The 22,495-nt window shown below is 57.3% G+C and carries 35 protein-coding genes; 31 read left to right on the forward strand and 4 right to left on the reverse strand.

What is annotated here, in order from left to right; all coding sequences use genetic code 11:
- The 28 genes from ACIQT8_RS00005 to rplQ form a co-directional block, all read left to right on the forward strand.
- The coding region (locus tag ACIQT8_RS00005) for an EF-Tu/IF-2/RF-3 family GTPase (RefSeq protein WP_400962095.1) at nucleotides 1–435 on the forward strand (435 nt) is incomplete at its 5' end.
- A 314-nt stretch (nucleotides 436–749) separates the two neighbouring features.
- Complete coding sequence (rpsJ, locus tag ACIQT8_RS00010; protein WP_003507767.1) at nucleotides 750–1,058, forward strand: 30S ribosomal protein S10; 309 nt, start codon at nucleotides 750–752, stop codon at nucleotides 1,056–1,058.
- 168 nt (nucleotides 1,059–1,226) lie between these two features.
- A complete protein-coding gene (rplC, locus tag ACIQT8_RS00015; protein WP_138790878.1) occupies nucleotides 1,227–1,868 on the forward strand; it encodes a 50S ribosomal protein L3 in 642 nt (213 codons plus the stop codon).
- 13 nt (nucleotides 1,869–1,881) lie between these two features.
- Nucleotides 1,882–2,502: a 50S ribosomal protein L4 gene (gene rplD / locus ACIQT8_RS00020; protein WP_138790877.1), complete on the forward strand. Its 621-nt coding sequence runs from the start codon at nucleotides 1,882–1,884 to the stop codon at nucleotides 2,500–2,502.
- A complete protein-coding gene (locus tag ACIQT8_RS00025) occupies nucleotides 2,499–2,792 on the forward strand; it encodes a 50S ribosomal protein L23 (RefSeq protein WP_063948592.1) in 294 nt (97 codons plus the stop codon). Before rplD ends, ACIQT8_RS00025 begins: the two co-directional genes overlap by 4 nt.
- A 43-nt stretch (nucleotides 2,793–2,835) precedes the next feature.
- Nucleotides 2,836–3,672: a 50S ribosomal protein L2 gene (gene rplB, locus ACIQT8_RS00030; RefSeq protein WP_138790876.1), complete on the forward strand. Its 837-nt coding sequence runs from the start codon at nucleotides 2,836–2,838 to the stop codon at nucleotides 3,670–3,672.
- 15 nt (nucleotides 3,673–3,687) lie between these two features.
- On the forward strand, nucleotides 3,688–3,966 hold the full coding sequence (gene rpsS, locus ACIQT8_RS00035) for a 30S ribosomal protein S19 (protein ID WP_075627127.1): 279 nt from the start codon (nucleotides 3,688–3,690) through the stop codon (nucleotides 3,964–3,966).
- 2 nt (nucleotides 3,967–3,968) lie between these two features.
- A complete protein-coding gene (gene rplV / locus ACIQT8_RS00040; protein WP_065113658.1) occupies nucleotides 3,969–4,358 on the forward strand; it encodes a 50S ribosomal protein L22 in 390 nt (129 codons plus the stop codon).
- On the forward strand, nucleotides 4,358–5,089 hold the full coding sequence (gene rpsC / locus ACIQT8_RS00045; protein WP_262522817.1) for a 30S ribosomal protein S3: 732 nt from the start codon (nucleotides 4,358–4,360) through the stop codon (nucleotides 5,087–5,089). The genes rplV and rpsC overlap by 1 nt, the downstream gene beginning before the upstream one ends.
- A gap of 38 nt (nucleotides 5,090–5,127) precedes the next feature.
- Nucleotides 5,128–5,541: a 50S ribosomal protein L16 gene (gene rplP / locus ACIQT8_RS00050; protein WP_003495190.1), complete on the forward strand. Its 414-nt coding sequence runs from the start codon at nucleotides 5,128–5,130 to the stop codon at nucleotides 5,539–5,541.
- Nucleotides 5,542–5,553: 12 nt separating this feature from the next.
- Nucleotides 5,554–5,754 (forward strand): 50S ribosomal protein L29, encoded by a 201-nt coding sequence (rpmC, locus tag ACIQT8_RS00055; protein WP_138790874.1) that lies wholly within the window; start codon nucleotides 5,554–5,556, stop codon nucleotides 5,752–5,754.
- A gap of 12 nt (nucleotides 5,755–5,766) precedes the next feature.
- Entirely contained in the window at nucleotides 5,767–6,003 is a 237-nt protein-coding gene (gene rpsQ, locus ACIQT8_RS00060) for a 30S ribosomal protein S17 (protein WP_045017083.1), read from the forward strand.
- Between the two features lie 234 nt (nucleotides 6,004–6,237).
- A complete protein-coding gene (gene rplN / locus ACIQT8_RS00065) occupies nucleotides 6,238–6,606 on the forward strand; it encodes a 50S ribosomal protein L14 (RefSeq protein ID WP_003495199.1) in 369 nt (122 codons plus the stop codon).
- Between the two features lie 12 nt (nucleotides 6,607–6,618).
- A complete protein-coding gene (rplX, locus tag ACIQT8_RS00070) occupies nucleotides 6,619–6,927 on the forward strand; it encodes a 50S ribosomal protein L24 (protein ID WP_138790873.1) in 309 nt (102 codons plus the stop codon).
- A complete protein-coding gene (gene rplE / locus ACIQT8_RS00075; RefSeq protein WP_138790872.1) occupies nucleotides 6,920–7,477 on the forward strand; it encodes a 50S ribosomal protein L5 in 558 nt (185 codons plus the stop codon). Before rplX ends, rplE begins: the two co-directional genes overlap by 8 nt.
- 33 nt (nucleotides 7,478–7,510) lie before the next feature.
- The gene (gene rpsN, locus ACIQT8_RS00080) at nucleotides 7,511–7,816 is read left to right on the forward strand and encodes a 30S ribosomal protein S14 (protein WP_138790871.1); all 306 of its coding nucleotides are present in this window, start codon (nucleotides 7,511–7,513) and stop codon (nucleotides 7,814–7,816) included.
- Nucleotides 7,817–7,828: 12 nt separating this feature from the next.
- Complete coding sequence (gene rpsH, locus ACIQT8_RS00085; RefSeq protein ID WP_138790870.1) at nucleotides 7,829–8,227, forward strand: 30S ribosomal protein S8; 399 nt, start codon at nucleotides 7,829–7,831, stop codon at nucleotides 8,225–8,227.
- Nucleotides 8,228–8,269: 42 nt separating this feature from the next.
- On the forward strand, nucleotides 8,270–8,803 hold the full coding sequence (gene rplF, locus ACIQT8_RS00090; RefSeq protein WP_138790869.1) for a 50S ribosomal protein L6: 534 nt from the start codon (nucleotides 8,270–8,272) through the stop codon (nucleotides 8,801–8,803).
- Between the two features lie 12 nt (nucleotides 8,804–8,815).
- Nucleotides 8,816–9,178: a 50S ribosomal protein L18 gene (rplR, locus tag ACIQT8_RS00095; RefSeq protein ID WP_138790868.1), complete on the forward strand. Its 363-nt coding sequence runs from the start codon at nucleotides 8,816–8,818 to the stop codon at nucleotides 9,176–9,178.
- 120 nt (nucleotides 9,179–9,298) lie between these two features.
- Nucleotides 9,299–9,868: a 30S ribosomal protein S5 gene (gene rpsE / locus ACIQT8_RS00100; protein WP_138790867.1), complete on the forward strand. Its 570-nt coding sequence runs from the start codon at nucleotides 9,299–9,301 to the stop codon at nucleotides 9,866–9,868.
- A gap of 11 nt (nucleotides 9,869–9,879) precedes the next feature.
- A complete protein-coding gene (gene rpmD / locus ACIQT8_RS00105; protein ID WP_003495212.1) occupies nucleotides 9,880–10,086 on the forward strand; it encodes a 50S ribosomal protein L30 in 207 nt (68 codons plus the stop codon).
- Between the two features lie 16 nt (nucleotides 10,087–10,102).
- A complete protein-coding gene (gene rplO / locus ACIQT8_RS00110; RefSeq protein WP_138790866.1) occupies nucleotides 10,103–10,582 on the forward strand; it encodes a 50S ribosomal protein L15 in 480 nt (159 codons plus the stop codon).
- 233 nt (nucleotides 10,583–10,815) lie between these two features.
- The gene (gene secY / locus ACIQT8_RS00115) at nucleotides 10,816–12,156 is read left to right on the forward strand and encodes a preprotein translocase subunit SecY (protein WP_400962113.1); all 1,341 of its coding nucleotides are present in this window, start codon (nucleotides 10,816–10,818) and stop codon (nucleotides 12,154–12,156) included.
- The gene (locus tag ACIQT8_RS00120; protein WP_138790864.1) at nucleotides 12,153–12,743 is read left to right on the forward strand and encodes an adenylate kinase; all 591 of its coding nucleotides are present in this window, start codon (nucleotides 12,153–12,155) and stop codon (nucleotides 12,741–12,743) included. The genes secY and ACIQT8_RS00120 overlap by 4 nt, the downstream gene beginning before the upstream one ends.
- Nucleotides 12,744–12,994: 251 nt before the next feature.
- Entirely contained in the window at nucleotides 12,995–13,363 is a 369-nt protein-coding gene (gene rpsM / locus ACIQT8_RS00125; protein WP_003516122.1) for a 30S ribosomal protein S13, read from the forward strand.
- A 138-nt stretch (nucleotides 13,364–13,501) separates the two neighbouring features.
- Nucleotides 13,502–13,891 (forward strand): 30S ribosomal protein S11, encoded by a 390-nt coding sequence (rpsK, locus tag ACIQT8_RS00130; RefSeq protein ID WP_007766864.1) that lies wholly within the window; start codon nucleotides 13,502–13,504, stop codon nucleotides 13,889–13,891.
- A gap of 193 nt (nucleotides 13,892–14,084) precedes the next feature.
- Nucleotides 14,085–15,095 (forward strand): DNA-directed RNA polymerase subunit alpha, encoded by a 1,011-nt coding sequence (locus ACIQT8_RS00135; RefSeq protein WP_003495228.1) that lies wholly within the window; start codon nucleotides 14,085–14,087, stop codon nucleotides 15,093–15,095.
- A gap of 118 nt (nucleotides 15,096–15,213) precedes the next feature.
- Complete coding sequence (gene rplQ, locus ACIQT8_RS00140; RefSeq protein WP_004442575.1) at nucleotides 15,214–15,639, forward strand: 50S ribosomal protein L17; 426 nt, start codon at nucleotides 15,214–15,216, stop codon at nucleotides 15,637–15,639.
- 181 nt (nucleotides 15,640–15,820) lie between these two features.
- Here the strand turns inward: rplQ and ACIQT8_RS00145 are convergent, their stop codons facing one another.
- Nucleotides 15,821–16,693 carry a DUF817 domain-containing protein gene (locus tag ACIQT8_RS00145; protein ID WP_400962119.1) on the reverse strand — a complete coding sequence of 291 codons (873 nt, stop codon included), beginning with the start codon at nucleotides 16,691–16,693 and terminating at the stop codon, nucleotides 15,821–15,823.
- A gap of 66 nt (nucleotides 16,694–16,759) precedes the next feature.
- Here ACIQT8_RS00145 and ACIQT8_RS00150 point away from each other — a divergent pair, with 66 nt between their 5' ends.
- Complete coding sequence (locus ACIQT8_RS00150; RefSeq protein WP_400962122.1) at nucleotides 16,760–17,176, forward strand: DUF2809 domain-containing protein; 417 nt, start codon at nucleotides 16,760–16,762, stop codon at nucleotides 17,174–17,176.
- Here ACIQT8_RS00150 and msrQ read toward each other — a convergent pair.
- Nucleotides 17,139–17,798, reverse strand: a complete 660-nt coding sequence (gene msrQ / locus ACIQT8_RS00155; RefSeq protein WP_400962125.1) for a protein-methionine-sulfoxide reductase heme-binding subunit MsrQ — start codon at nucleotides 17,796–17,798, stop codon at nucleotides 17,139–17,141. The two genes, ACIQT8_RS00150 and msrQ, sit on opposite strands and share 38 nt — an antisense overlap.
- A 2-nt stretch (nucleotides 17,799–17,800) precedes the next feature.
- Complete coding sequence (msrP, locus tag ACIQT8_RS00160; RefSeq protein WP_400962128.1) at nucleotides 17,801–18,742, reverse strand: protein-methionine-sulfoxide reductase catalytic subunit MsrP; 942 nt, start codon at nucleotides 18,740–18,742, stop codon at nucleotides 17,801–17,803.
- A 306-nt stretch (nucleotides 18,743–19,048) separates the two neighbouring features.
- Here msrP and ilvD point away from each other — a divergent pair, with 306 nt between their 5' ends.
- The gene (gene ilvD, locus ACIQT8_RS00165; RefSeq protein WP_400962131.1) at nucleotides 19,049–20,890 is read left to right on the forward strand and encodes a dihydroxy-acid dehydratase; all 1,842 of its coding nucleotides are present in this window, start codon (nucleotides 19,049–19,051) and stop codon (nucleotides 20,888–20,890) included.
- Between the two features lie 232 nt (nucleotides 20,891–21,122).
- Nucleotides 21,123–22,124, forward strand: a complete 1,002-nt coding sequence (locus ACIQT8_RS00170; protein WP_400962134.1) for a serine hydrolase domain-containing protein — start codon at nucleotides 21,123–21,125, stop codon at nucleotides 22,122–22,124.
- A gap of 14 nt (nucleotides 22,125–22,138) precedes the next feature.
- Here the strand turns inward: ACIQT8_RS00170 and ACIQT8_RS00175 are convergent, their stop codons facing one another.
- Nucleotides 22,139–22,492 (reverse strand): lysozyme inhibitor LprI family protein, encoded by a 354-nt coding sequence (locus tag ACIQT8_RS00175; RefSeq protein ID WP_400962137.1) that lies wholly within the window; start codon nucleotides 22,490–22,492, stop codon nucleotides 22,139–22,141.
- Between the last annotated feature and the right edge of the window lie 3 nt (nucleotides 22,493–22,495).

A 22,495-nucleotide genomic window follows, 5' to 3' on the forward strand; every position in this document is an offset into this window, starting at 1 on the left:
ACGTCGAAGACGACTGTTACCGGCGTTGAAATGTTCCGCAAGCTGCTCGATCAGGGCCAGGCTGGCGACAACATCGGTGCACTGGTTCGCGGCGTACAGCGTGATGGCGTTGAGCGTGGTCAGATCCTGTGCAAGCCGGGCTCTGTCAAGCCGCACAAGAAGTTCATGGCTGAAGCCTACATCCTGACGAAGGAAGAAGGCGGCCGTCATACGCCGTTCTTCACGAACTACCGTCCGCAGTTCTACTTCCGTACGACTGACGTTACCGGTATCGTTTCGCTTCCAGAAGGCACGGAAATGGTTATGCCTGGCGACAACGTCACGGTTGAAGTCGAGCTGATCGTTCCGATCGCGATGGAAGAAAAGCTGCGCTTCGCTATCCGCGAAGGCGGCCGTACCGTCGGCGCAGGCATCGTTGCCTCGATCATCGAGTAATTTCTCGATCTGAAAATACTGGCCGACGGCGGTGCGATAAGCACCGCCGTCGGGCTTTTGGTAAAAAGCGTGACGGCGTAGCACTTTTAGTGCTTGAAAAATTCGGTGAAAGCGCGTAAACGCGCACTCACACTCACCGCTGGATTCGCAAGCGATTGCGAAGCGCGGTGATTTTAGCAATACAGACTACCGAAATGATTGGCTGGCCCCTGGGGCAGTCCTCTCGATTTTTGAAAATCTGCGGCGCCACGATTAATAGAAGTTCATGTGTTTCTGCGTGCAGAAACGAATAACAAAGAACAAGGACAAGACGAATGAACGGCCAGAATATCCGTATCCGCCTCAAGGCGTTCGATCACCGGATCCTCGATGCCTCTACCCGTGAAATCGTGTCGACCGCAAAGCGCACCGGCGCCAGCGTTCGCGGCCCGGTTCCGCTCCCAACCCGCATCGAAAAGTTTACCGTCAACCGCTCTCCTCACGTTGATAAGAAGAGCCGTGAACAGTTCGAAATGCGGACGCACAAGCGTCTTCTCGATATCGTTGACCCCACCCCGCAGACTGTTGATGCTTTGATGAAGCTCGACCTCGCTGCTGGCGTTGACGTGGAAATCAAGCTCTAAGACCCGGCCTGACCTCACTCGAGTGAGGGCCGAAATAACAAGGAAGGTACGTGGAGCAATCCAACGGCTTCCAAACCGGAGACCGGAAACGTCGTGAGATGTCGAAGGGAACTCCTTAACAAAGGCCAGAGAGGGTTTTCCCTTCAAGGCTCGCAAGAGGATGAACCAATGCGTTCAGGTGTGATTGCACAGAAAGTGGGAATGACCCGCGTCTATAACGACGCTGGTGAGCATATTCCCGTAACAGTTCTGCGTCTGGATAACGTACAAGTCGTTGCCCAGCGCACGGAAGACAAGAATGGCTATACCGCAGTTCAGCTCGGTGCAGGCCAGTCCAAGGTCAAAAATACAACGAAGGCGCTTCGCGGCCATTTCGCTGCTGCCAACGTTGAGCCGAAAGCAAAGCTCGTCGAGTTCCGGGTTTCCCCCGAGAACCTGATCGACATCGGTGCATCACTGACCGCAAATCATTTTCAGGCCGGCCAGCTGGTCGACGTCACTGGTACGACGATCGGTAAGGGTTTCGCCGGTGCGATGAAGCGCCACAACTTCGGTGGTGGCCGCGCTTCGCACGGTAACTCGATCTCGCACCGTGCACACGGTTCGACCGGTTCCAACCAGGATCCGGGCCGCGTCTGGAAGGGCAAGCGCATGGCTGGTCACATGGGCCAGACGCGCGTTACGACCCAGAACCTCGAAGTCGTTTCCACCGACGAAGACCGTGGTCTCATCCTCGTAAAGGGTGCAGTTCCCGGTTCCAAGGGTTCCTGGATCATCGTCCGCGACGCCGTCAAGTCGGCTGCGAAGTAAGGGAGCCTTATCAATGGAATTGAACGTCAAAACCCTCGAGGGAAAAGACGCCGGCAAGGTTTCCCTGTCGGACGAGATTTTCGGCCTCGACCCACGCCAGGACATTCTGGCCCGTATGGTTCGCTGGCAGCTTGCTAAGAAGCAGCAGGGAACCCACAAGTCCAAGACCCGTGCAGAAGTTTCCCGCACGGGTGCGAAGATGTACAAGCAGAAGGGTACGGGCCGCGCTCGTCACCATTCGGCTCGCGCTCCGCAGTTCCGCGGCGGCGGCAAGGCCCACGGCCCGGTCGTTCGTAGCCACGCTCATGACCTTCCGAAGAAGGTTCGTGCGCTTGCTCTGCGTCACGCCCTGTCTGCAAAGCTGAAGGCAGAAGAACTGATCATCATCGATCAGCTCGTTGCATCTGAAGCAAAGACCAAGGCCCTGCTCGGCAGCTTCGCTACGCTTGGCCTGACCAACGCTCTCGTTATCGGCGGCGCAGAACTTGATGGCAACTTCAAGCTCGCAGCTCAGAACATCCCGAATGTGGACGTTCTGCCGGTACAGGGCATCAATGTTTACGACATCCTGCGCCGTGGCAAGCTGGTGCTTTCCAAGGCTGCTGTAGAGGCTCTGGAGGAGCGGTTCAAATGACGGATCTTCGCCACTACGATGTGATCGTATCTCCTTCGATCACGGAAAAGTCGACGCTGGTATCCGAACAGAACCAGGTCGTATTCAATGTCGCCAAGGACGCTTCTAAGCCTGAAATCAAGGCTGCTGTTGAAGCTCTCTTCGGCGTCAAAGTCACGGCTGTGAACACGCTTATCCGCAAGGGTAAGACCCGTCGTTTCCGTGGGTTCGCCGGTAAGCTTAAGGACGTCAAGAAAGCCGTCGTTACGCTCGCCGAAGGTCAATCCATCGACGTGTCCACCGGACTCTAAAGGTTAGGCCCAAGCGGGCAAAGACCCAAAAGGGAACAATAAAATGGCATTGAAAAGTTTCAATCCGACCACGCCAAGCCAGCGCCAGCTGGTTATCGTGGACCGCGCTTCGCTCTACAAGGGCAAGCCGGTAAAGGCTCTTACCGAGGGCCTCAGCTCCAAGGGTGGCCGTAACAACCAGGGCCGGATCACCGTCCGGTTCCAGGGTGGCGGTCACAAGCGGACCTACCGTCTGGTAGACTTCAAGCGTCGCAAGTTCGACGTTGAAGGCACCGTTGAACGTCTGGAATACGACCCTAACCGCACCGCGTTCATCGCGCTGGTTACGTACGCAGACGGCGAACAGGCTTACATTCTCGCGCCACAGCGTCTTGCTGCTGGTGACAAGGTGATCGCCTCCGACAAGGCAGTGGACGTGAAGCCAGGCAACACCATGCCGCTTCAGTACATCCCGGTTGGTTCGATCATCCACAACGTCGAGATGAAGCCAGGCAAGGGCGGTCAGATCGCTCGCTCCGCCGGCACGTACGTTCAGCTCGTTGGTCGCGACGCCGGTATGGCGATCCTGCGTCTCAACTCTGGCGAACAGCGTCTGGTGCACGGCTCCTGCCTCGCATCGATCGGTGCTGTTTCGAACGCCGATCACGGCAACATCAACGACGGCAAGGCCGGTCGTTCTCGTTGGCGCGGCAAGCGTCCGCATGTTCGCGGCGTCGTCATGAACCCGGTCGACCACCCGCACGGTGGTGGTGAAGGTCGCACGTCGGGTGGTCGCCACCCGGTGACTCCGTGGGGTAAGCCCACGAAGGGCAAGCGCACCCGTTCGAACAAGTCGACCGACAAGTTCATCATGCGCTCGCGCCATCAGCGTAAGAAGTAAGAGAGGAAGTCACTAATGGCTCGTTCAGTATGGAAAGGTCCGTTTGTTGACGGCTATCTTCTCAAGAAAGCTGAGAAGGTGCGCGAAGGCGGACGTAACGAAGTAATCAAGATCTGGAGCCGTCGCTCCACGATCCTGCCGCAGTTCGTCGGTCTGACTTTCGGCGTATACAACGGCAGCAAGCATGTGCCCGTCTCTGTCAACGAAGACATGGTCGGTCACAAGTTCGGTGAATTCTCTCCGACCCGTACCTATTACGGTCACGGCGCGGACAAGAAGGCAAAGAGGAAGTAATCATGGCGAAGGCTAAGACCGAACGCCGGCTGAAGGACAACGAGGCTCAGGCCGTTGCCCGTACGCTTCGCGTCAGCCCCCAGAAACTGAACCTGGTTGCCGCTCTTATCCGTGGCAAGAAGGTTGATCGCGCTCTCGCTGAGCTCGAATTCTCCCGCAAGCGCATTGCAGGCACCGTCAAGAAGACGCTCGAATCTGCAATTGCCAATGCGGAAAACAACCATGATCTCGACGTCGACGCTCTCGTCGTCGCCGAGGCTTATGTTGGCAAGTCCATCACCATGAAGCGTTTCCACGCTCGTGGCCGTGGTCGTGCATCCCGCATTGAAAAGCCGTTCTCTCACCTCACGATCGTTGTTCGTGAAGTCGAGGAAAAAGGGGAGGCCGCATAATGGGTCAGAAAATCAATCCAATCGGCTTCCGCCTCGGCATCAACCGTACCTGGGACAGCCGCTGGTACGCTGACACCGCTGAATACGGCAAACTGCTGCACGAAGACCTTGCTATCCGGGCTTACCTGGTCAAGGAACTCAAGCAGGCTGGTATTGCCAAGGTCGTCATCGAGCGCCCGCACAAGAAGTGCCGCGTGACCATTCACTCGGCTCGTCCGGGTCTGATCATCGGCAAGAAGGGTGCAGACATCGAAAAGCTTCGCAAGAAGCTTTCCGAGATGACCAACTCCGAAACGCACCTCAACATCGTTGAAGTGCGTAAGCCGGAAGTCGACGCAACCCTCGTTGCACAGTCGATCGCCCAGCAGCTCGAACGCCGCGTGGCTTTCCGCCGTGCGATGAAGCGCGCTGTTCAGTCCGCAATGCGTCTTGGCGCCGAAGGCATCAAGATCACCTGCGGTGGTCGTCTCGGTGGTGCCGAAATCGCTCGTACCGAATGGTACCGCGAAGGCCGCGTTCCGCTCCACACGCTGCGTGCGGACATCGACTACGGTACGGCTGAAGCCGAAACCGCATTCGGTATCTGCGGCATCAAGGTCTGGATCTTCAAGGGCGAAATCCTTGAGCACGATCCGATGGCTTCCGAGCGTCGTGCGCTCGAAGGCGATGCCCAGGGTCCGGCAAGCCGCGAGCGTGGCGATCGTTCCGATCGTCGTCGCGAAAACGCTTGATAAACGCTGGCGAAAGATAAGCTCGGAGAAGTAAGAAAATGTTGCAGCCAAAGCGTACTAAGTACCGCAAGCAGTTCAAGGGACGCATCAAAGGCGTCGCTAAGGGCGGCTTTGACCTGGCATTCGGTGAATTCGGCTTGAAGTCGCAGGAACCGAACCGCGTGAATGCACGCGAGATCGAAGCGGCCCGCCGCGCGATCACGCGTTACATGAAGCGCGCAGGTCGTGTTTGGATCCGTGTGTTCCCTGACGTTCCGGTTACGGCTAAGCCGACCGAAGTTCGTATGGGTAAGGGCAAGGGTTCGGTCGATTACTGGGCATGCAAGGTCAAGCCCGGTCGTATGATGTTCGAGATCGACGGTGTGTCCGAGGAGATCGCCCGCGAGGCGCTTCGTCTCGGCGCTGCCAAGCTCTCGGTGAAGACGCGCTTCGTACAGCGCATCGCAGAGTAAGGAGCAAGGCACATGAAAGCCGAAGACGTTCGCGGCCTCAGCGCCGATCAGCTCAAGGACAAGCTCGCTGACCTGAAGAAGGAGCAGTTCAACCTGCGCTTCCAAAAGGCAACCGGCCAGCTGGAAAAGTCCTCGCGCATCAACGAAGTCCGTAAGGACATCGCCCGCGTCAAAACCATTGCCCGCCAGAAGGCGGCAGAAGCCAAGGCCTAAGGGAAGAACAATATGCCCAAACGCATCCTGCAAGGCGTCGTCGTTTCCGACAAGAACGAGAAGACCGTAGTGGTCCGGGTTGAGCGTCGTTTCGCTCATCCGCTGCTCCAGAAGACCGTTCGCCGTTCGAAGAAGTACAAGGCGCACGACGAAAACAACCAGTACAAGGTCGGCGATGTCGTTTCCATCGAGGAATGCGCACCGATCTCCAAGGACAAGCGCTGGACGGTTGTATCTGCCCACGCTTAATTTCAACAGAATCGCGCCGACTCACTTGTATTCGGCGCGAAAATCTGTATGAAGCACCGCAAGGACGCTCGTGTCACGGGCGTCTTTTGCTTTGATGCGCACGGAAGGTCCTTCGGGAAACCACCCTGTCACGACTTTTCCGCGCAAACAAACAGATATTCATAAGCTGGGGCAGGGGGCTTGCTCGTAAGAGTTTGCCCAACCGTTCCGGTAACAACAAGAAGGCGACCTGACATGATTCAGATGCAAACAAACCTCGACGTGGCGGATAATTCCGGCGCACGTCGTGTCATGTGCATCAAGGTGCTGGGCGGCTCGAAGCGCAAGTATGCTTCTGTTGGCGACATCATTGTCGTTTCCATCAAGGAAGCTATTCCGCGCGGCCGCGTCAAGAAGGGCGACGTGATGAAGGCGGTCGTAGTTCGTACCGCCAAGGACATCCGCCGCGCTGACGGCAGCGTCATCCGTTTCGATAACAACGCAGCAGTTCTTATCGATAACAAGAAAGAGCCGATCGGCACGCGTATCTTCGGACCGGTTCCGCGCGAACTCCGCGCTAAGAACCACATGAAGATCATCTCGCTGGCTCCGGAAGTACTGTAAGGAGCGAATGCGATGCAGAAAATTCGTAAAGGCGACAAGGTTGTCGTATTGACCGGTAAGGACAAGGGCCGCACCGGTGAAGTAATCCAGGTTTTGCCGAAGGAAGATCGGGCTGTCGTGAGTGGCGTTAATATGGTGAAGCGTCACCAGCGCCAGACCCAGAGCCAGGAAGCCGGCATCATCAACAAGGAAGCATCCTTGCACATCTCCAACATTGCCATTGCCGATAAGGATGGCAAGCCGACTCGCGTTGGCTTCAAGGTTGTAGAAGGCAAGAAGGTCCGTGTGGCCAAGCGTTCGGGAGAAGTCATCGATGGCTGAGACCAAGTACGAACCGCGTCTCAAGGCGGAATACGTTTCGCGTATCCGTGGCGCCATGCAGGAGAAGTTCTCCTACGCTAACGTTATGATGATCCCGAAGATCGACAAGATCGTCATCAACATGGGCGTTGGTGAAGCAACTGCTGACTCCAAGAAGCCTACGGTTGCTGCTGCTGATCTGGCCGCTATCGCTGGTCAGAAGCCGGTTGTTACCCGCGCTCGCAACTCCATCGCGGGCTTCAAGGTTCGCGAAGGCATGCCGATCGGTGCGAAGGTTACCCTTCGTGGCGCGCGCATGTACGAATTCCTTGATCGTCTGGTCAACATCGCGCTGCCGCGCGTTCGCGACTTCCGGGGCTTGAACCCGAAGAGCTTTGACGGCCGTGGCAACTTCGCCATGGGCATCAAGGAGCACATTGTGTTCCCTGAGATCAACTACGATAAGGTTGATCAGATGTGGGGCATGGACATCATCGTTTGCACGACGGCGACTTCGGACGACGAAGCACGGGCTCTTCTGACAGAGTTCAACTTCCCGTTCCGTCACTAACCGTAACGACGAGCGTAGAAAAGGAACTCCGATATGGCGAAAACAAGCGCAGTTGAAAAGAACAAGCGCCGCCGCAAGACAGTTGCCTCCCAGGCCGGCAAGCGCGCCGCCCTCAAGGCTATTGTCATGAACCAGTCCCTTCCGATCGAAGAGCGGTTCCAGGCCACCCTGAAGCTCGCTTCGCTGCCGCGTGACGGCTCGAAGACGCGTATCCGCAACCGCTGCGAAGTAACGGGCCGTCCGCGCGCGTTCTATCGCAAGCTCAAGATGTCGCGTATTGCGCTTCGTGAGCTGGGCAACTCGGGCAAGGTGCCTGGCGTTGTCAAGTCGAGCTGGTAAGGAGACGGGCACATGACCATGACTGATCCTTTGGGTGATATGCTCACCCGCATCCGCAATGGTGCTGCTCGCCGTAAGTCTTCGGTAAGCACTCCTGCCTCCAGCCTCCGCGCACGCGTTCTCGATGTGCTGCAGTCTGAAGGCTACATTCGCGGTTATTCCAAGGTCGATTTCGAAAACGGCAAGTCCGAATTCAACATCGAACTGAAGTACTACGAAGGCGCGTCCGTGATCCGTGAGATCGGCCGCGTTTCCAAGCCGGGCCGCCGAGTTTATGTCTCGGTTAAGTCCATTCCGCAGGTCGCGAACGGCCTCGGCATCACCATCCTTTCGACTCCGAAAGGCGTGATGGCCGATCACCAGGCTCGCGAACAGAACGTTGGTGGCGAGGTTCTTTGCTCGGTCTTCTAAGACCGCGCAAGGATCTCCATAGCGAACAGACAGGATTGAAACATGTCTCGTATCGGTAAAAAGCCCGTTCCGGTTCCCGCGGGTGTGACGGCCAATGTTGATGGCCAGAAGGTCACCGCAAAGGGCCCGAAGGGTGAACTGTTTTTCGTCGCAAACGACGACATCCAGCTCAAGCTCGAAGATAACGGCGTTTCGGTAACGCCGGCAAACACCACGAAGGAAGCTCGTTCGAAGTGGGGCATGTCCCGCACGATGATCGAGAACATCTTCAAGGGTGTTAAGGATGGCTACGAGCGCAAGCTCGAAATCAACGGCGTTGGTTACCGTGCCGCGATGCAGGGCAAGAACCTGCAGCTCGCACTCGGCTTCAGCCACGACGTTGTTTACGAGCCGCCGCAGGGCATCACGATTGCCGTGCCGAAGCCGACGGAAATCATCATTTCCGGTATCAACAAGCAGCAGGTCGGACAGGTTGCCGCGGAAATCCGCGAATACCGTGGCCCCGAGCCCTACAAGGGCAAGGGCGTCAAGTACGCTGAAGAGCGTATTGTCCGCAAAGAAGGCAAGAAGAAGTAAGGATCACGCGAAATGGCTAGCAGGAAAGAAGCACTTGCACGTCGCGCGAGCCGTGTGCGCCGCCAGCTTAAGGCGGTTGCCAATGGCCGCCCGCGCCTGTCGGTTCATCGCTCGTCGAAGAACATCTATGCTCAGGTCATCGATGACGTTGCCGGCAAGACGCTTGCGTCTGCCTCCACGCTCGAAGCTGATCTGCGCGGTTCGCTGAAGACCGGTGCAGACGTTGCAGCAGCAGCGGTAGTCGGCAAGCTCGTTGCAGAGCGTGCGGCAAAGGCCGGCGTCAAAGAGGTTGTATTCGACCGTGGCGCGTTCATCTACCACGGCCGCGTTAAGGCCCTGGCAGAAGCTGCCCGCGAAGGCGGTCTGAGCTTCTAATCTTTTATCCGTCCGGTTCTGCCGGGCGGATTTTCACCGGACCATGCAGGTTTCAGCAATGAGACCGGTGGTCCTTCTCTCGTTTGCCGTTCTACCCGCAAAAGAAAAAGGACAAGGACAATGGCACAGGATAAAAGAGGTTCGCGCGACGATCGCCAGAACCGCGAAGAGCGTGATAGCGAATTCGTCGACAAGCTGGTCGCGATCAACCGCGTTGCAAAAGTTGTTAAGGGCGGCCGTCGCTTCGGTTTCGCTGCTCTCGTCGTCGTTGGCGACCAGAAGGGCCGCGTTGGTTTCGGTCACGGCAAGGCTCGTGAAGTTCCGGAAGCAATCCGCAAGGCAACTGAAAGCGCAAAGCGCGATCTGATCTTCGTACCGCTGCGCGATGGCCGTACGCTGCATCACGACGTTAACGGTCGTCACGGCGCTGGCAAGGTTCTGCTTCGCTCCGCCAAGGCCGGTACCGGTATCATCGCCGGTGGTCCGATGCGCGCAGTTTTCGAAACGCTCGGCGTTCATGACGTTGTTGCCAAGTCGACCGGTTCTTCGAACCCGTACAACATGGTTCGCGCTACGTTCGACGCTCTGAAGCACCAGGTTCATCCTAAGGACATCGCTGCACAGCGCGGTCTAAAGTATGCAACGCTGCAGGCTCGTCGTGCCGCTTCCGGCAACGCTTCTGAAGAATAAGGAGCTGGATCATGGCCAAGAAGACTACTGAAGCCAAGAAGACTGTTACGGTCGAACAGATCGGCAGCCCAATCCGCCGCCCGGCAATCCAGCGTCAGACGCTGGTCGGTCTGGGTCTCAACAAGATGCACCGTCAGCGTACCCTGGAAGATACTCCGGCGGTTCGTGGCATGATCCGTGCGGTCCAGCATCTCGTTCGCGTCGTTGACGAGAAGTGAGACGGAGTAACCTATCATGAAACTCAATGAAATCAGAGACAACGAAGGCTCCTCCAAGGACCGTATCCGCGTAGGTCGCGGTATTGGTTCTGGCAAGGGCAAGACCGGTGGTCGCGGTGTAAAGGGTCAGAAGGCTCGTTCGGGCGTTGCCATCAACGGCTTCGAAGGCGGTCAGATGCCTATCTACCGTCGTCTGCCGAAGCGCGGCTTCAACAACATTTTCGGTTCCGAATATGCTGTTGTTTCGCTCGGTCGTATCCAGACGGCTATCGACGCCAAGAAGCTCGACGCTTCCGCGACGATCGACGCAGCAGCTCTCAAAGCCGCTGGCGTTATCCGTCGTCCGAAGGACGGCGTTCGCATTCTCGCTGACGGCGAACTGAAGGCAAAGGTTGCCTTCGAAGTTGCTGGCGCTTCCAAACCTGCGATCGAAAAGATCGAAAAGGCTGGCGGTTCCATCAAGCTTCTCGTTGTTGCAGCAGAAGCAGCCGAATAATATTTCGACTTTCAGGCGCCCGGTGTGTTTCACTCCGGGCGTTTGCGCTCCTATATGAGAGCCTCACGGTCTTGATCTCCCGCAGGGGAGGGGATAGACACACGAAAACAGGGTGAGGCATGATGGCGGCGGAAAGCCGCGTTCGTCCGAAGCCCGGTTTTTGACCAGTATCTTTTAGACCTTTCCGCATGTGCCGGTTGTCGCCGGTAGGCAGAGGTCCTTCGGAGAAATTTATGGCTTCAGCAGCGGAACAACTGGCTTCGAACCTGAATTTTTCGACCTTCGCTAAGGCGGAGGATCTGAAAAAGCGTCTCTGGTTTACACTTGCCGCACTTCTCGTCTACCGTCTCGGCACCCATATCCCGCTTCCGGGTTTGAACCCAGAAGCCTATGCACAGGCCTTCCGCGGCCAGGCCAACGGTATTCTCGGTCTTTTCAACATGTTTGCGGGCGGCGCTGTCGAGCGTATGGCGATTTTCGCCCTCGGCATCATGCCTTACATCTCCGCTTCGATCATCGTGCAGCTCATGACATCTGTCGTGCCCTCGCTCGAAGCGTTGAAGAAGGAAGGCGAAGCCGGACGCAAGATCATCAACCAGTACACCCGTTATGGTACGGTTCTGCTCGGTACTCTTCAGGCTTACGGTATTGCCGTTGGTCTCGAGAGCGGCAACGGTCTCGTGATCGATCCGGGCTGGTTCTTCCGTGTCTCGACGGTCATCACGCTGCTCGGCGGCACGATGTTCCTGATGTGGCTCGGTGAGCAGATCACCTCGCGCGGTATCGGCAACGGTATTTCGCTGATCATCTTCGCCGGTATTGCAGCCGGTCTGCCGACGGCTCTGGCCGGTACGCTCGAACTCGGTCGTACGGGTGCGTTGTCCACAACGCTGATCCTGCTCGTCGTGGTCGTCGCGATTCTCGTTATTGCCCTGATCGTTTTTGTCGAGCGTGCGCAGCGCCGCTTGTTGATCCAGTATCCAAAACGACAGGTCGGCAACCGCCTGTTCCAGGGCGATACGTCGCACCTGCCGCTGAAGCTCAATACCGCGGGCGTCATTCCAGCGATCTTTGCGTCGTCTCTGCTGCTTCTGCCGGCAACCGCCGCAGGTTTTGCCGGTAATACCAGCCTGCCGACATGGGCGACATCCATCATTGCCGCACTTCAGCATGGCCAGCCGCTGTTCATGGCGCTCTACGGCCTGCTGATCGCCTTCTTCGCCTTCTTCTACACGGCTATCGTCTTCAATCCGAAGGATACTGCCGATAACCTGAAGAAGCATGGCGGCTTCATTCCCGGTATTCGCCCTGGCGAACGCACCGCGGAGTACATCGATTACGTTCTGACGCGTATCACCTTGATCGGTGCGATTTATCTGGTCTTCGTGTGTATCCTTCCTGAGACACTTATCGCTCGTACGGGTATTCCATTAGCCCTTGGTGGTACTTCGCTTTTGATCGTAGTCAGTGTAACGCTAGATACCGTTGCGCAGATTCAGGGACACCTGATCGCCCAGCAATATGAGGGGTTGATCAAGAAATCGAAGTTGCGTGGAGGAAAGAGGGGACGATGAGACTGATATTTTTGGGTCCGCCGGGTGCGGGCAAAGGAACCCAGGCAAAGCGCTTGACCGACAAGTATGGGATTCCGCAGCTTTCTACCGGTGACATGCTTCGTGCTGCTGTCAGCGCAGGCACAGAGATCGGCAAACGCGCCAAGGCCGTCATGGACGCGGGCGGGCTGGTTTCTGACGATATCGTCAATCAAATCGTTTCTGAGCGCATCGTGGGTGCGGACTGTACGAAGGGATTTATTCTCGACGGCTATCCGCGCACGGTCCCGCAGGCCAAGGCGCTGGCGGACAACATGCGCGACAACAACCTCGTTCTCGATGCGGTTATCGAATTGAAGGTTGATGAGGAGGCGTTGATTCGCCGAATCGAAAACCGTGTGGCAGAGACCATTGCAGCCGGCGGCACCGTCCGTTCGGATGACAATCCGGAATCTTTCCGCAAGCGGTTGACCGAGTATCGCGAGAAGACAGCGCCGCTGTCTCAGTACTATAGCGAGCAAGGTCAGCTCGTGACGCTCGATGGCATGGCTGATGTCGATGCCGTAACACGCGCGATCGAGGGTGCCCTCGAGAAAGCATCGGCCTGACAGGCTGGTCGATTCTATGGATCGAAAAAAGAATCTTGGCGGAGCTGGTTGCTTTTTTGCGCTGATTCCGTTAAACACCGCGCCAACTCGCGACAACCCAAGCGACTGGCGCGGATTTCCCGAAGGGACGGGATATCCGGGTACGGTCGTTTTGACTTGTCGCGGACACCAATTTTGAACTGGCGGTCTTTCGTGCCGCTCAAATGGAATCACCACTTGCCGGATGGCAACTGGAACCAAGGAGAACAGACGTGGCACGTATCGCTGGCGTCAATATCCCGACTGCGAAGCGCGTTGTTATTGCGCTGACCTACATTCACGGGATTGGTCCGAAATTCGCGCAGGAAATCATGGACAAGGTTGGCCTTCCGGCTGACAAGCGCGTTCATCAGCTTACGGATGCTGAAGTTCTTCAGATCCGTGAAGCCATCGACCGTGACTACCAGGTCGAAGGTGACCTGCGTCGCGAGACCTCGATGAACATCAAGCGTCTGATGGACCTCGGTTGCTACCGTGGTCTGCGTCACCGTCGTGGCCTGCCGGTCCGCGGTCAGCGCACGCACACCAACGCCCGCACCCGCAAGGGTCCGGCGAAGGCGATCGCTGGTAAGAAGAAGTAATTTTCCGGTTTTCCGGAAAGGGGAGGCTGGTGCAGTCCGCGCCAGCCTTTCTGAGTTTGGCGAAAAGCCCGTTTTCGGGCGGATTGCCGGTGTAGCCGCTGGTGTTACGGCGGTGAAGAGATCAACGAAAGGTATACCATGGCCAAGGAAGCCACACGCGTCCGTCGTCGCGAACGCAAAAACATCACGTCTGGCGTTGCGCACGTCAACTCGACCTTCAACAACACGATGATCACCATCACCGACGCACAGGGCAACGCTATTGCCTGGTCGTCTGCTGGTGCCAAGGGCTTTAAGGGTTCGCGTAAGTCGACCCCGTTCGCTGCCCAGATCGCTGCTGAAGATTGCGCGAAGAAGGCTCAGGAACACGGCATGAAGTCGCTTGAAGTTGAAGTTTGCGGTCCGGGTTCGGGTCGTGAATCTGCGCTTCGCGCTCTGCAGGCTGCCGGTTTCATGATTACTTCCATTCGCGACGTGACGCCGATCCCGCACAACGGTTGCCGTCCGCGCAAGAAGCGCCGCGTCTGACGCGACCGTGGTTCGGAAATTCCGCCTTTCCTTCAGGTCTGGCGGAATTTTCGTGTATCTGGCGTGTGCGCGCTGATTTCGATCGGCGGACTTGCGCTCAAGAACCCATCGATGAACCGGCATAGGTTCCTCTCGATGTTTTCATGCTCGGTCCGTCACGATTGGATGGTGGCGGCGAACGGAAGGTTTAAAGATGATTCAGAAGAACTGGCAGGAACTTATCAAGCCGAACAAGGTCGAGTTCACCTCGTCCAGCCGCACGAAGGCAACGCTCGTTGCTGAGCCGCTGGAGCGTGGTTTCGGCCTGACGCTCGGCAACGCGCTTCGTCGCGTTCTGTTGTCCTCCCTGCGCGGCGCTGCTGTAACCGCCGTGCAGATCGACGGTGTTCTGCACGAGTTCTCCTCTATTCCCGGTGTACGGGAAGATGTGACGGACATCGTGCTCAACATCAAGGAAATCGCTATCAAGATGGATGGCGACGATTCCAAGCGCATGGTCGTGCGTAAGCAGGGTCCTGGTGCTGTTACCGCTGGCGATATCCAGACGGTTGGCGACATCGAAATCCTCAATCCCGACCACGTAATCTGCACGCTGGACGATGGCGCTGAAATCCGCATGGAATTCACCGTCAACAACGGCAAAGGCTACGTGCCGGCAGAGCGCAACCGCGCGGAAGATGCCCCTATCGGCCTCATTCCGGTGGACAGCCTCTATTCTCCGGTCAAGAAAGTGTCCTACAAGGTGGAAAACACCCGTGAAGGCCAGGTTCTCGACTATGACAAGCTGATCATGACGATCGAGACCAACGGTTCGGTTTCCGGCGAAGACGCCGTAGCCTTCGCCGCTCGTATCCTTCAGGACCAGCTGGGCGTCTTCGTCAACTTCGACGAGCCGCAGAAGGAAGCAGAAGAAGAATCGGTTACCGAACTCGCGTTCAACCCGGCGCTTCTCAAGAAGGTCGACGAGCTCGAACTGTCTGTTCGTTCGGCTAACTGCCTGAAGAATGACAACATCGTCTACATCGGCGACCTGATTCAGAAGACCGAGGCCGAAATGCTTCGCACTCCGAACTTCGGTCGCAAGTCGCTCAACGAAATCAAGGAAGTTCTCGCTTCCATGGGTCTGCACCTCGGCATGGAAGTGCCGGCATGGCCGCCAGAGAACATCGAAGATCTCGCGAAGCGTTACGAAGACCAGTACTAACAAAAGACAAGGCAGGACCGTAAAGACTGCCTTTCCCCGTCAAACAGCAGGTAAGTCACCTGCATGTGCCAGGAAACGGCAGATCCCAAAGGGAACCCTGCATTAAAGGAGAATAGCAATGCGCCACGGAAATTCAGGCCGCAAGCTCAATAGAACCGCCAGCCACCGCAAGGCAATGTTTGCCAACATGGCTGCTTCGCTCATCACCCATGAGCAGATCGTAACCACGCTTCCGAAGGCGAAGGAAATTCGTCCGATCGTTGAGAAGCTCGTGACCCTCGGCAAGCGCGGCGACCTGCACGCTCGTCGTCAGGCGATCTCGCAGATCAAGGATCAGGACGCTGTTCGCAAGCTGTTCGACGCGATCGCAGCTCGTTACGCAAACCGCAACGGCGGCTACCTGCGTATCATGAAGGCTGGCTTCCGCCAGGGCGACAACGCTGCTCTGGCAGTTGTTGAATTCGTTGAGCGTGACGTAGACGCCAAGGGCGCAGCCGACAAGGCTCGCGTTGCTGCTGAAGCTGCTGCTGCTGAAGCTGCGTAAGTTCTGACATCCTTGCGGTGTCATTTGATAAAAAGCCGGGTGAGCGATCACCCGGCTTTTTTGTGTTTGACGTTATCCGGGTGAGGGGATCGGTTGCGTGGATCGACAGGTGCTGAAGGAGGCCGCGTCGAAATGGAACGACAGCCCTCCTTCAGGTTCATCTTCGCCGGGACGGTTCACGTCATTCGGGAACGTAGATGCGGCTCTTGATATGTTTGAGATGGGCCACGATCGTGAAAGTCATGATGACCAGCAGCGACCAGGAACTCCACTTGCCGATATGGACGATGGACCAGGCACCAATCTGATCGGGGTACTTCCAGATCCCGAAGAAGGTGGAGATGTTTTCCGCGAGCCAGACAAAAAAGCCGATGAGCACGAATGACAGCAGCAAAGGCATTTTGCGGTCGCGGTCATAGGGGCGGTAGATGACTGTAGCGCGGGCGTAGAGGCCGATGGCGCAGGCGGCGATATACCAGCGATAGTCGCCGATAAAGTGATGCGTGAAGAAATTGGCGTAAATCGCAACGCCGATCAGCGTTGCCATCCAGTGCGGAGGATGGTGGCGGATACGGACATCGAGCAGCCGCCACGCCTGAATGATGTAACTGCCGACCGCTGCATACATGAAACCGGAAAACAGCGGCACGCCAAAAACCTTGGTATAGGCGAAGTCCGGATAGGACCATGATTGGATGGTGCCGGACGTCTTGAACACCTCCAGGGCAAAACCAACGATGTGGAACAGAAGGATCGCCTTGGCTTCGTCGAGCGTCTCCAGCTTGCTCCAGATCATGAAAAACTGGATTGCGAGCGCGATAACAAGCAGTACGTCATAACGCGGCAGTGCGAAGAGACCAGTGCGTGGAACCAGGAAGATCGACAGGAAAAACAGTCCGGCAAACATGCAGGCACGGGCCTCCTTGATGCCGAAATACAGAAATTCGACCGCGAAGCGCTTTAAGCCGTGCAATTCGCCCCAGGGCTGGATATCGCACAGAAACCTGTCGATCAGGGCGAGGCGGCTTGTGGGATAGGTGGTATCGCTCGTCAAAACCCGTTGATCCTCAATGTGCGGCAATGTTGCCTGTCTACGGCAACCGGTCGTAAAGAGATATTTATGATCGCCGATTCACACCGATTTTATGGCACCCGTGTGGGGTTCCTGTTCGCCACTGTCCTGGTGATTTTTGCCGGGCTGGCGCTGCGTCGCTACGGCTATACCATCGGATTGCCGTTCATGGTCGTGAAGTATGGAGGCTCGGTCCTCTGGGGATCGATGGTCTATTTTCTGATGGCAATGTTCATGGGGTCGGAGAGGCGATCGCTGGCTGCGCCATTGGCGTGTGCAGTGGCGATACTGGTTGAACTTATAAGGCTCGTCCATTTCCCGGCGCTTGATGCGTTTCGAGCGACAACGGCCGGCGCTTTGCTGCTCGGCCGCGTTTTTTCGTTGTGGAATATCGCCTGTTATCTCGTTGGCATCTTACTGGCGGGGTTTATCGCGAGACGGTTCTGGCTGTCGTCGCGCTTTTAGCGGCCCGCCTGCGGGCCATGAGCGTCGGCCGCACCAGCCGGTAGCCCAGCAGGATGACCATGATGCTGATGTAAAACACCGGTTCTAGCGTCATTGACTTTCGCGCCAGCACGAAGTGGAGAACGCCTGCCAGCAGGATCGGGTAGGCGAGTTTGTGCAGGGTGTTCCAGCGGCCGCCAAGGGTGCGGATCGACCAGCGGTTTGATGTCAGTGCCAACGGGATCAGCATCAGGAGGCCTGCCATGCCAAGCATGATGTAGGGTCGCTTCAGGATGTCACCGGCGATCGAGCTGAGGATCAGGCCGCGATCGAGCACCAGGTAGACGGTGAAATGCGCCAGCACGTAATAAAAGGCAATAAGACCCAGCGCGCGCCTGTATGCGATGAGGTTGATGTTAAAAAGGTCGCGCATCGGCGTGACCATCAATCCCAGACAGAGAAAGCGCAGTGCCCAGATGCCGAGAAGGTGTTCAAAATCCTTTACAGGATTGAACCCCAGGCCACCCGTCGCCGCGAGATAGAAATACCATACGCCCGGTGCCAGACCGACAACGTAAAGTGCCCAGATCGCCGCCGGCTGATAGCGCTTCGGCAGGGAGGGAAGGGTAAGAGCAAAAGCCATGGTCAGTAATTCGCCTTGAGGTCCAGGCCGGTGTAGAGGTTTGCGACCTCTTCATAACCATTGAACATCAGGGTCGGGCGGTTCTCCACGCCAAAGAAGCCACCTTCACCAATGCGTTGTTCCGTCGCCTGGCTCCAGCGGGGATGATCGACGTTCGGATTGACGTTCGAATAGAAACCGTATTCCCGCGCGTTGGAGTTCTTCCAGGTCGTTTCCGGCTGCTGTTCGACCAGAGAGATGCGCACGATGGACTTGATGCCCTTGAACCCGTACTTCCAGGGAACAACGAGCCGGACCGGCGCGCCGTTCTGGTTCGGCAGGGTTTCACCATAAAGACCGAGCGCCAGAATGGTCAGCGGATGACGGGCCTCATCAAGCCGCAGACCCTCGACATAAGGCCATTTCAGCGGCTGGAAGAGACCGTGCTGTCCAGGCATTTCGTCGGACCTGACAATGGTTTCGAAAGCCACATATTTGGCGCTGCCCAACGGTTCGACCTTGTCGAGAAGTGTCGCAAGCGGAAATCCGATCCACGGGATCGCCATAGACCAGCCTTCAACGCAGCGCATGCGGTAGGTGCGTTCTTCGAGTTGATATTTCAGGAGATCTTCGATCCCAAACTCCTGTGGTTTTCCGACGAGGCCGTCGACCTTTACCGTCCAGGGGGTCGGTTTAAAGTCGCCTGAATATTCCTTCGGATCTGATTTTCCGACGCCGAATTCATAGAAATTGTTGTAGCTCGTCACGGCGTCGAGGGGCGTCAGCTTCTCGTCGAGTTTGTAGGCGCCGGGTTTCGCGGCAAGTGGGGCTGCGATTGCTTCGCGGCCGGCCAACCCGATAGCTGCCAGCCCGGCCGCAGTCCCCAGAAAGGAACGCCGCGAGAGATAGATGCCCTTGGGCGTGATCTCGCTGGCTGCGATGCGAGGGGGACGATAGGCGGGCATGTGAACCTCCACAAAAGCCGGGCGTAACGGCGACAAATCGATTATGATAATGAATACGGCTGTTGCACAGAGATGTTTCAATACGTGTTATAAAAACTGTATGAAGACCGTAAAAATCGCGGATTTGTGATGTGATCTGTCGAGATTGCGTGATGATCTCAGTGCGTACCGTACCGAACCGTACTGTTTTGCCGGAAGGTGACAGTGACAGGGCCTGTGGTTTGCGCTAGAAAAACGGCAAAACGGGAAGGGAAGGTGCCGCGCTGAGCGGTGTTATCCCTTCGCCAACAGATCGAGGAAAACACCATGCCAGTTTATCGCTCCAGAACGACAACTCACGGCCGCAACATGGCCGGCGCCCGCGGCCTTTGGCGCGCGACCGGCATGAAGGACGGCGATTTCGGCAAGCCGATCATTGCGGTGGTCAATTCGTTCACGCAGTTCGTGCCGGGCCACGTTCACCTGAAGGATCTTGGCCAGCTCGTGGCGCGCGAAATCGAAGCCGCTGGTGGTGTCGCCAAGGAATTCAACACGATCGCGGTTGATGACGGTATCGCCATGGGTCACGATGGCATGCTCTATTCGCTGCCTTCACGCGAAATCATCGCGGATTCCGTTGAATACATGGTCAATGCCCACTGCGCCGACGCGATGGTCTGCATTTCCAACTGCGACAAGATCACCCCCGGCATGCTGAATGCCGCGATGCGCCTCAACATCCCGGCGGTCTTCGTATCCGGCGGTCCGATGGAAGCGGGCAAGGTCGTGCTTCACGGCAAAACGGTCGCGCTCGATCTGGTCGATGCCATGGTTGCTGCTGCCGACGACAAGGTTTCCGACGAAGACGTTCAGGTCATCGAGCGTTCCGCTTGCCCGACCTGCGGTTCGTGCTCCGGTATGTTCACGGCCAACTCGATGAACTGTCTGACCGAGGCACTGGGCCTGTCTTTGCCCGGTAATGGCTCGACGCTCGCCACTCACTCGGATCGCAAGCGTCTGTTCGTTGAAGCCGGTCATCTGATCGTTGATCTGGCACGCCGTTATTACGAGCAGGACGACGAGACCGTTCTGCCGCGCACCATCGCCTCGAAGGCCGCGTTCGAAAACGCCATGTCGCTCGATATCGCCATGGGCGGTTCCACCAACACGGTTCTGCACATTCTCGCGGCTGCTTACGAAGGCGGCGTCGATTTCGGCATGGAAGACATCGACCGCCTGTCGCGCAAGGTACCTTGCCTCTCCAAGGTCGCGCCCGCCAAGCAGGACGTGCACATGGAAGACGTTCATCGTGCCGGCGGTATCATGCGTATTCTCGGCGAACTGGATCGCGGCGGTCTTATCAACCGCGATACCTACACCGTGCATGAAGCGACGCTTGGCGACGCCATCGATCGTTGGGATATTACCCGTACCAACAGCGAAACCGTGCGCCAGTTCTTCAAGGCGGCTCCGGGTGGCGTGCCGACGCAGGTTGCCTTCAGCCAGTCGTCGCGTTGGGATGATCTCGACACAGACAGCGAAAACGGCGTTATCCGCTCTGTCGAAAAGCCTTTCTCCAAGGACGGCGGTCTGGCCGTGCTTTACGGCAACATCGCGCTTGATGGCTGCATCGTGAAGACTGCCGGTGTGGACGAGTCGATCCTGAAATTCACCGGCCCGGCGGTTGTCTATGAAAGCCAGGATGCGGCCGTGAAGGGCATTCTCGGCAACGAGGTCAAGGCAGGTGACGTCGTGGTCATTCGCTATGAAGGACCAAAGGGCGGCCCGGGCATGCAGGAAATGCTCTATCCGACCAGCTACCTCAAGTCCAAGGGCCTCGGCAAAGCCTGCGCGCTCATCACTGACGGTCGCTTCTCGGGCGGTACCTCTGGTCTTTCCATTGGTCACGCTTCGCCAGAAGCCGGGCAGGGCGGCGCTATCGGTCTCGTGCGCCAGGGTGATACGATTGAAATCGATATCCCCAACCGTACGATCAACCTCAAGGTCGCGGATGCAGAACTCGCGTCGCGCCGCGCCGAGCAGGACCAGCTTGGCTGGAAGCCGGCCGCACCGCGCAAGCGTAACGTTACGACGGCGCTCAAGGCCTATGCTGCCTTTGCTGTCAGCGCTGACAAGGGTGCCGTTCGCATTCTGCCCGACGCCGAGTGATAGAGCGTTCGCTTGAAGCCAATACGAAAGCCGCCCTCAGGGGCGGCTTTTTTGTTGAAGACTGCAGTTCAGAAAGCGATTCAAGTCTTTGGGGATGTGATTCCGAAAATCGATCCAAGTCTTTGAACATATTCAATAAGCATTCGAAACCAGAAGAATTCTATCGGTCACGTTGGAGTGATGTGCGCCGAACATACCTTTTCCGAATTCAACCCGTTCCTATCTTGCCATTATGAAAAGACGAACAGCGCTCGCCATTCTCGGCACCTTGCCCTTTGCTTCCATCGCCCGCGCCCAGACCGGCGGGGGAAATGATCGTTTCGAGCCTGCCTTGAGGAATGCGGATGCGCTTTCCAGACTCAAGACTGTGATCGTTAGCGTTGATGGCAACGAGACCGCGAGCCGCGCCTATCACGGTGCGGCGCTCAACGGCTCCACCAACATCAAGTCCGCGTCGAAATCCATCGTCTCTGCTCTGGTTGGCATGGCGATCGACAAAAAGGTTCTTGATGGCGTGGAGCAGCCGATTGCAACGGTGTTGCGGAGCAGTTTTCCAACCAATCCCGATCCGAGGCTGGAAAGGGTTACCATTGGCAATCTGCTTTCCATGCAGTCCGGTCTGGAGCGCATGTCAGGGCCGAATTACGGTCGATGGGTGTCCAGCCGGGATTGGGTGCGGACGGCCCTCGGCTCCGGTTTCGCGGGCGAGCCGGGCGGTGGCATGCTTTACTCGACCGGTTCCACTCACCTGCTTTCGGCCATTCTCACCAAGGCGTCGGGCCGCTCGACATTGGCCTTGGCACGCGAGTGGTTTCGTCCATTGAAAGGTTTTTCGATCGGCGCGTGGGAACGCGATCCGCAGGGCATCTATCTCGGTGGCAACCAGATGGCCATGACGGCGCGGTCGCTGCTGGCCTTTGGCGAGCTTTATCGGCGCGGCGGCGTAACGCCTGATGGTGAGCGATTGCTGCCGCAGGCCTGGATCGACCAGTCATGGCAGCAACGGACCAATTCCGTGTTCAATGGCGACGGTTACGGTTACTGCTGGTTCATCAAGGAGATGGCGGGAGAGCAGGTTTATTACGCCTGGGGTTATGGCGGGCAGATGCTCTACATCGTGCCCGCTAAAAAGCTTTCGGTGGTGATGACGTCGCGTGAGGATGCCCCCTCCGCCAGAACCGGTTACCGCGACCAGTTGCATGGGCTGATGGGGGAGATCATTCGCGCAGCCTGACTTAGCAGCCTGACTTATAGGGGGCGGGAAATGCTTTCAAAGGCTTCGTTGAGTTTCTTCATCCGCTCGTGATAGGCGCCGGTCAGGCAGGTGGCATCCGCACCGCATTCCTGGCGTCTCTTCAGCCACTGGCTTTGTTCGTCGCGTAGCGTGTCGCGCGCGCCCATCGCCATAAGCTGCGTGAGAATGTCGAAGGTCGTTACCATCTTGACGTCGAGATCGTTGAGAACACGATTGTCGCAGATCGCCTTTTCGTCGGCCGCCAGACCCTGCTTTTCACAGTCGAAACTGGCGGCGTGGGCTGGTGCGGCGGTGATGATCGTTACCGCAGCGATGGAAAGGGCAAAGAAACCGGTTTTGAACGTCATGCT

It is taken from the genome of Agrobacterium sp. NPDC090273, assembly GCF_044772305.1.
Classification (GTDB): domain Bacteria; phylum Pseudomonadota; class Alphaproteobacteria; order Rhizobiales; family Rhizobiaceae; genus Agrobacterium.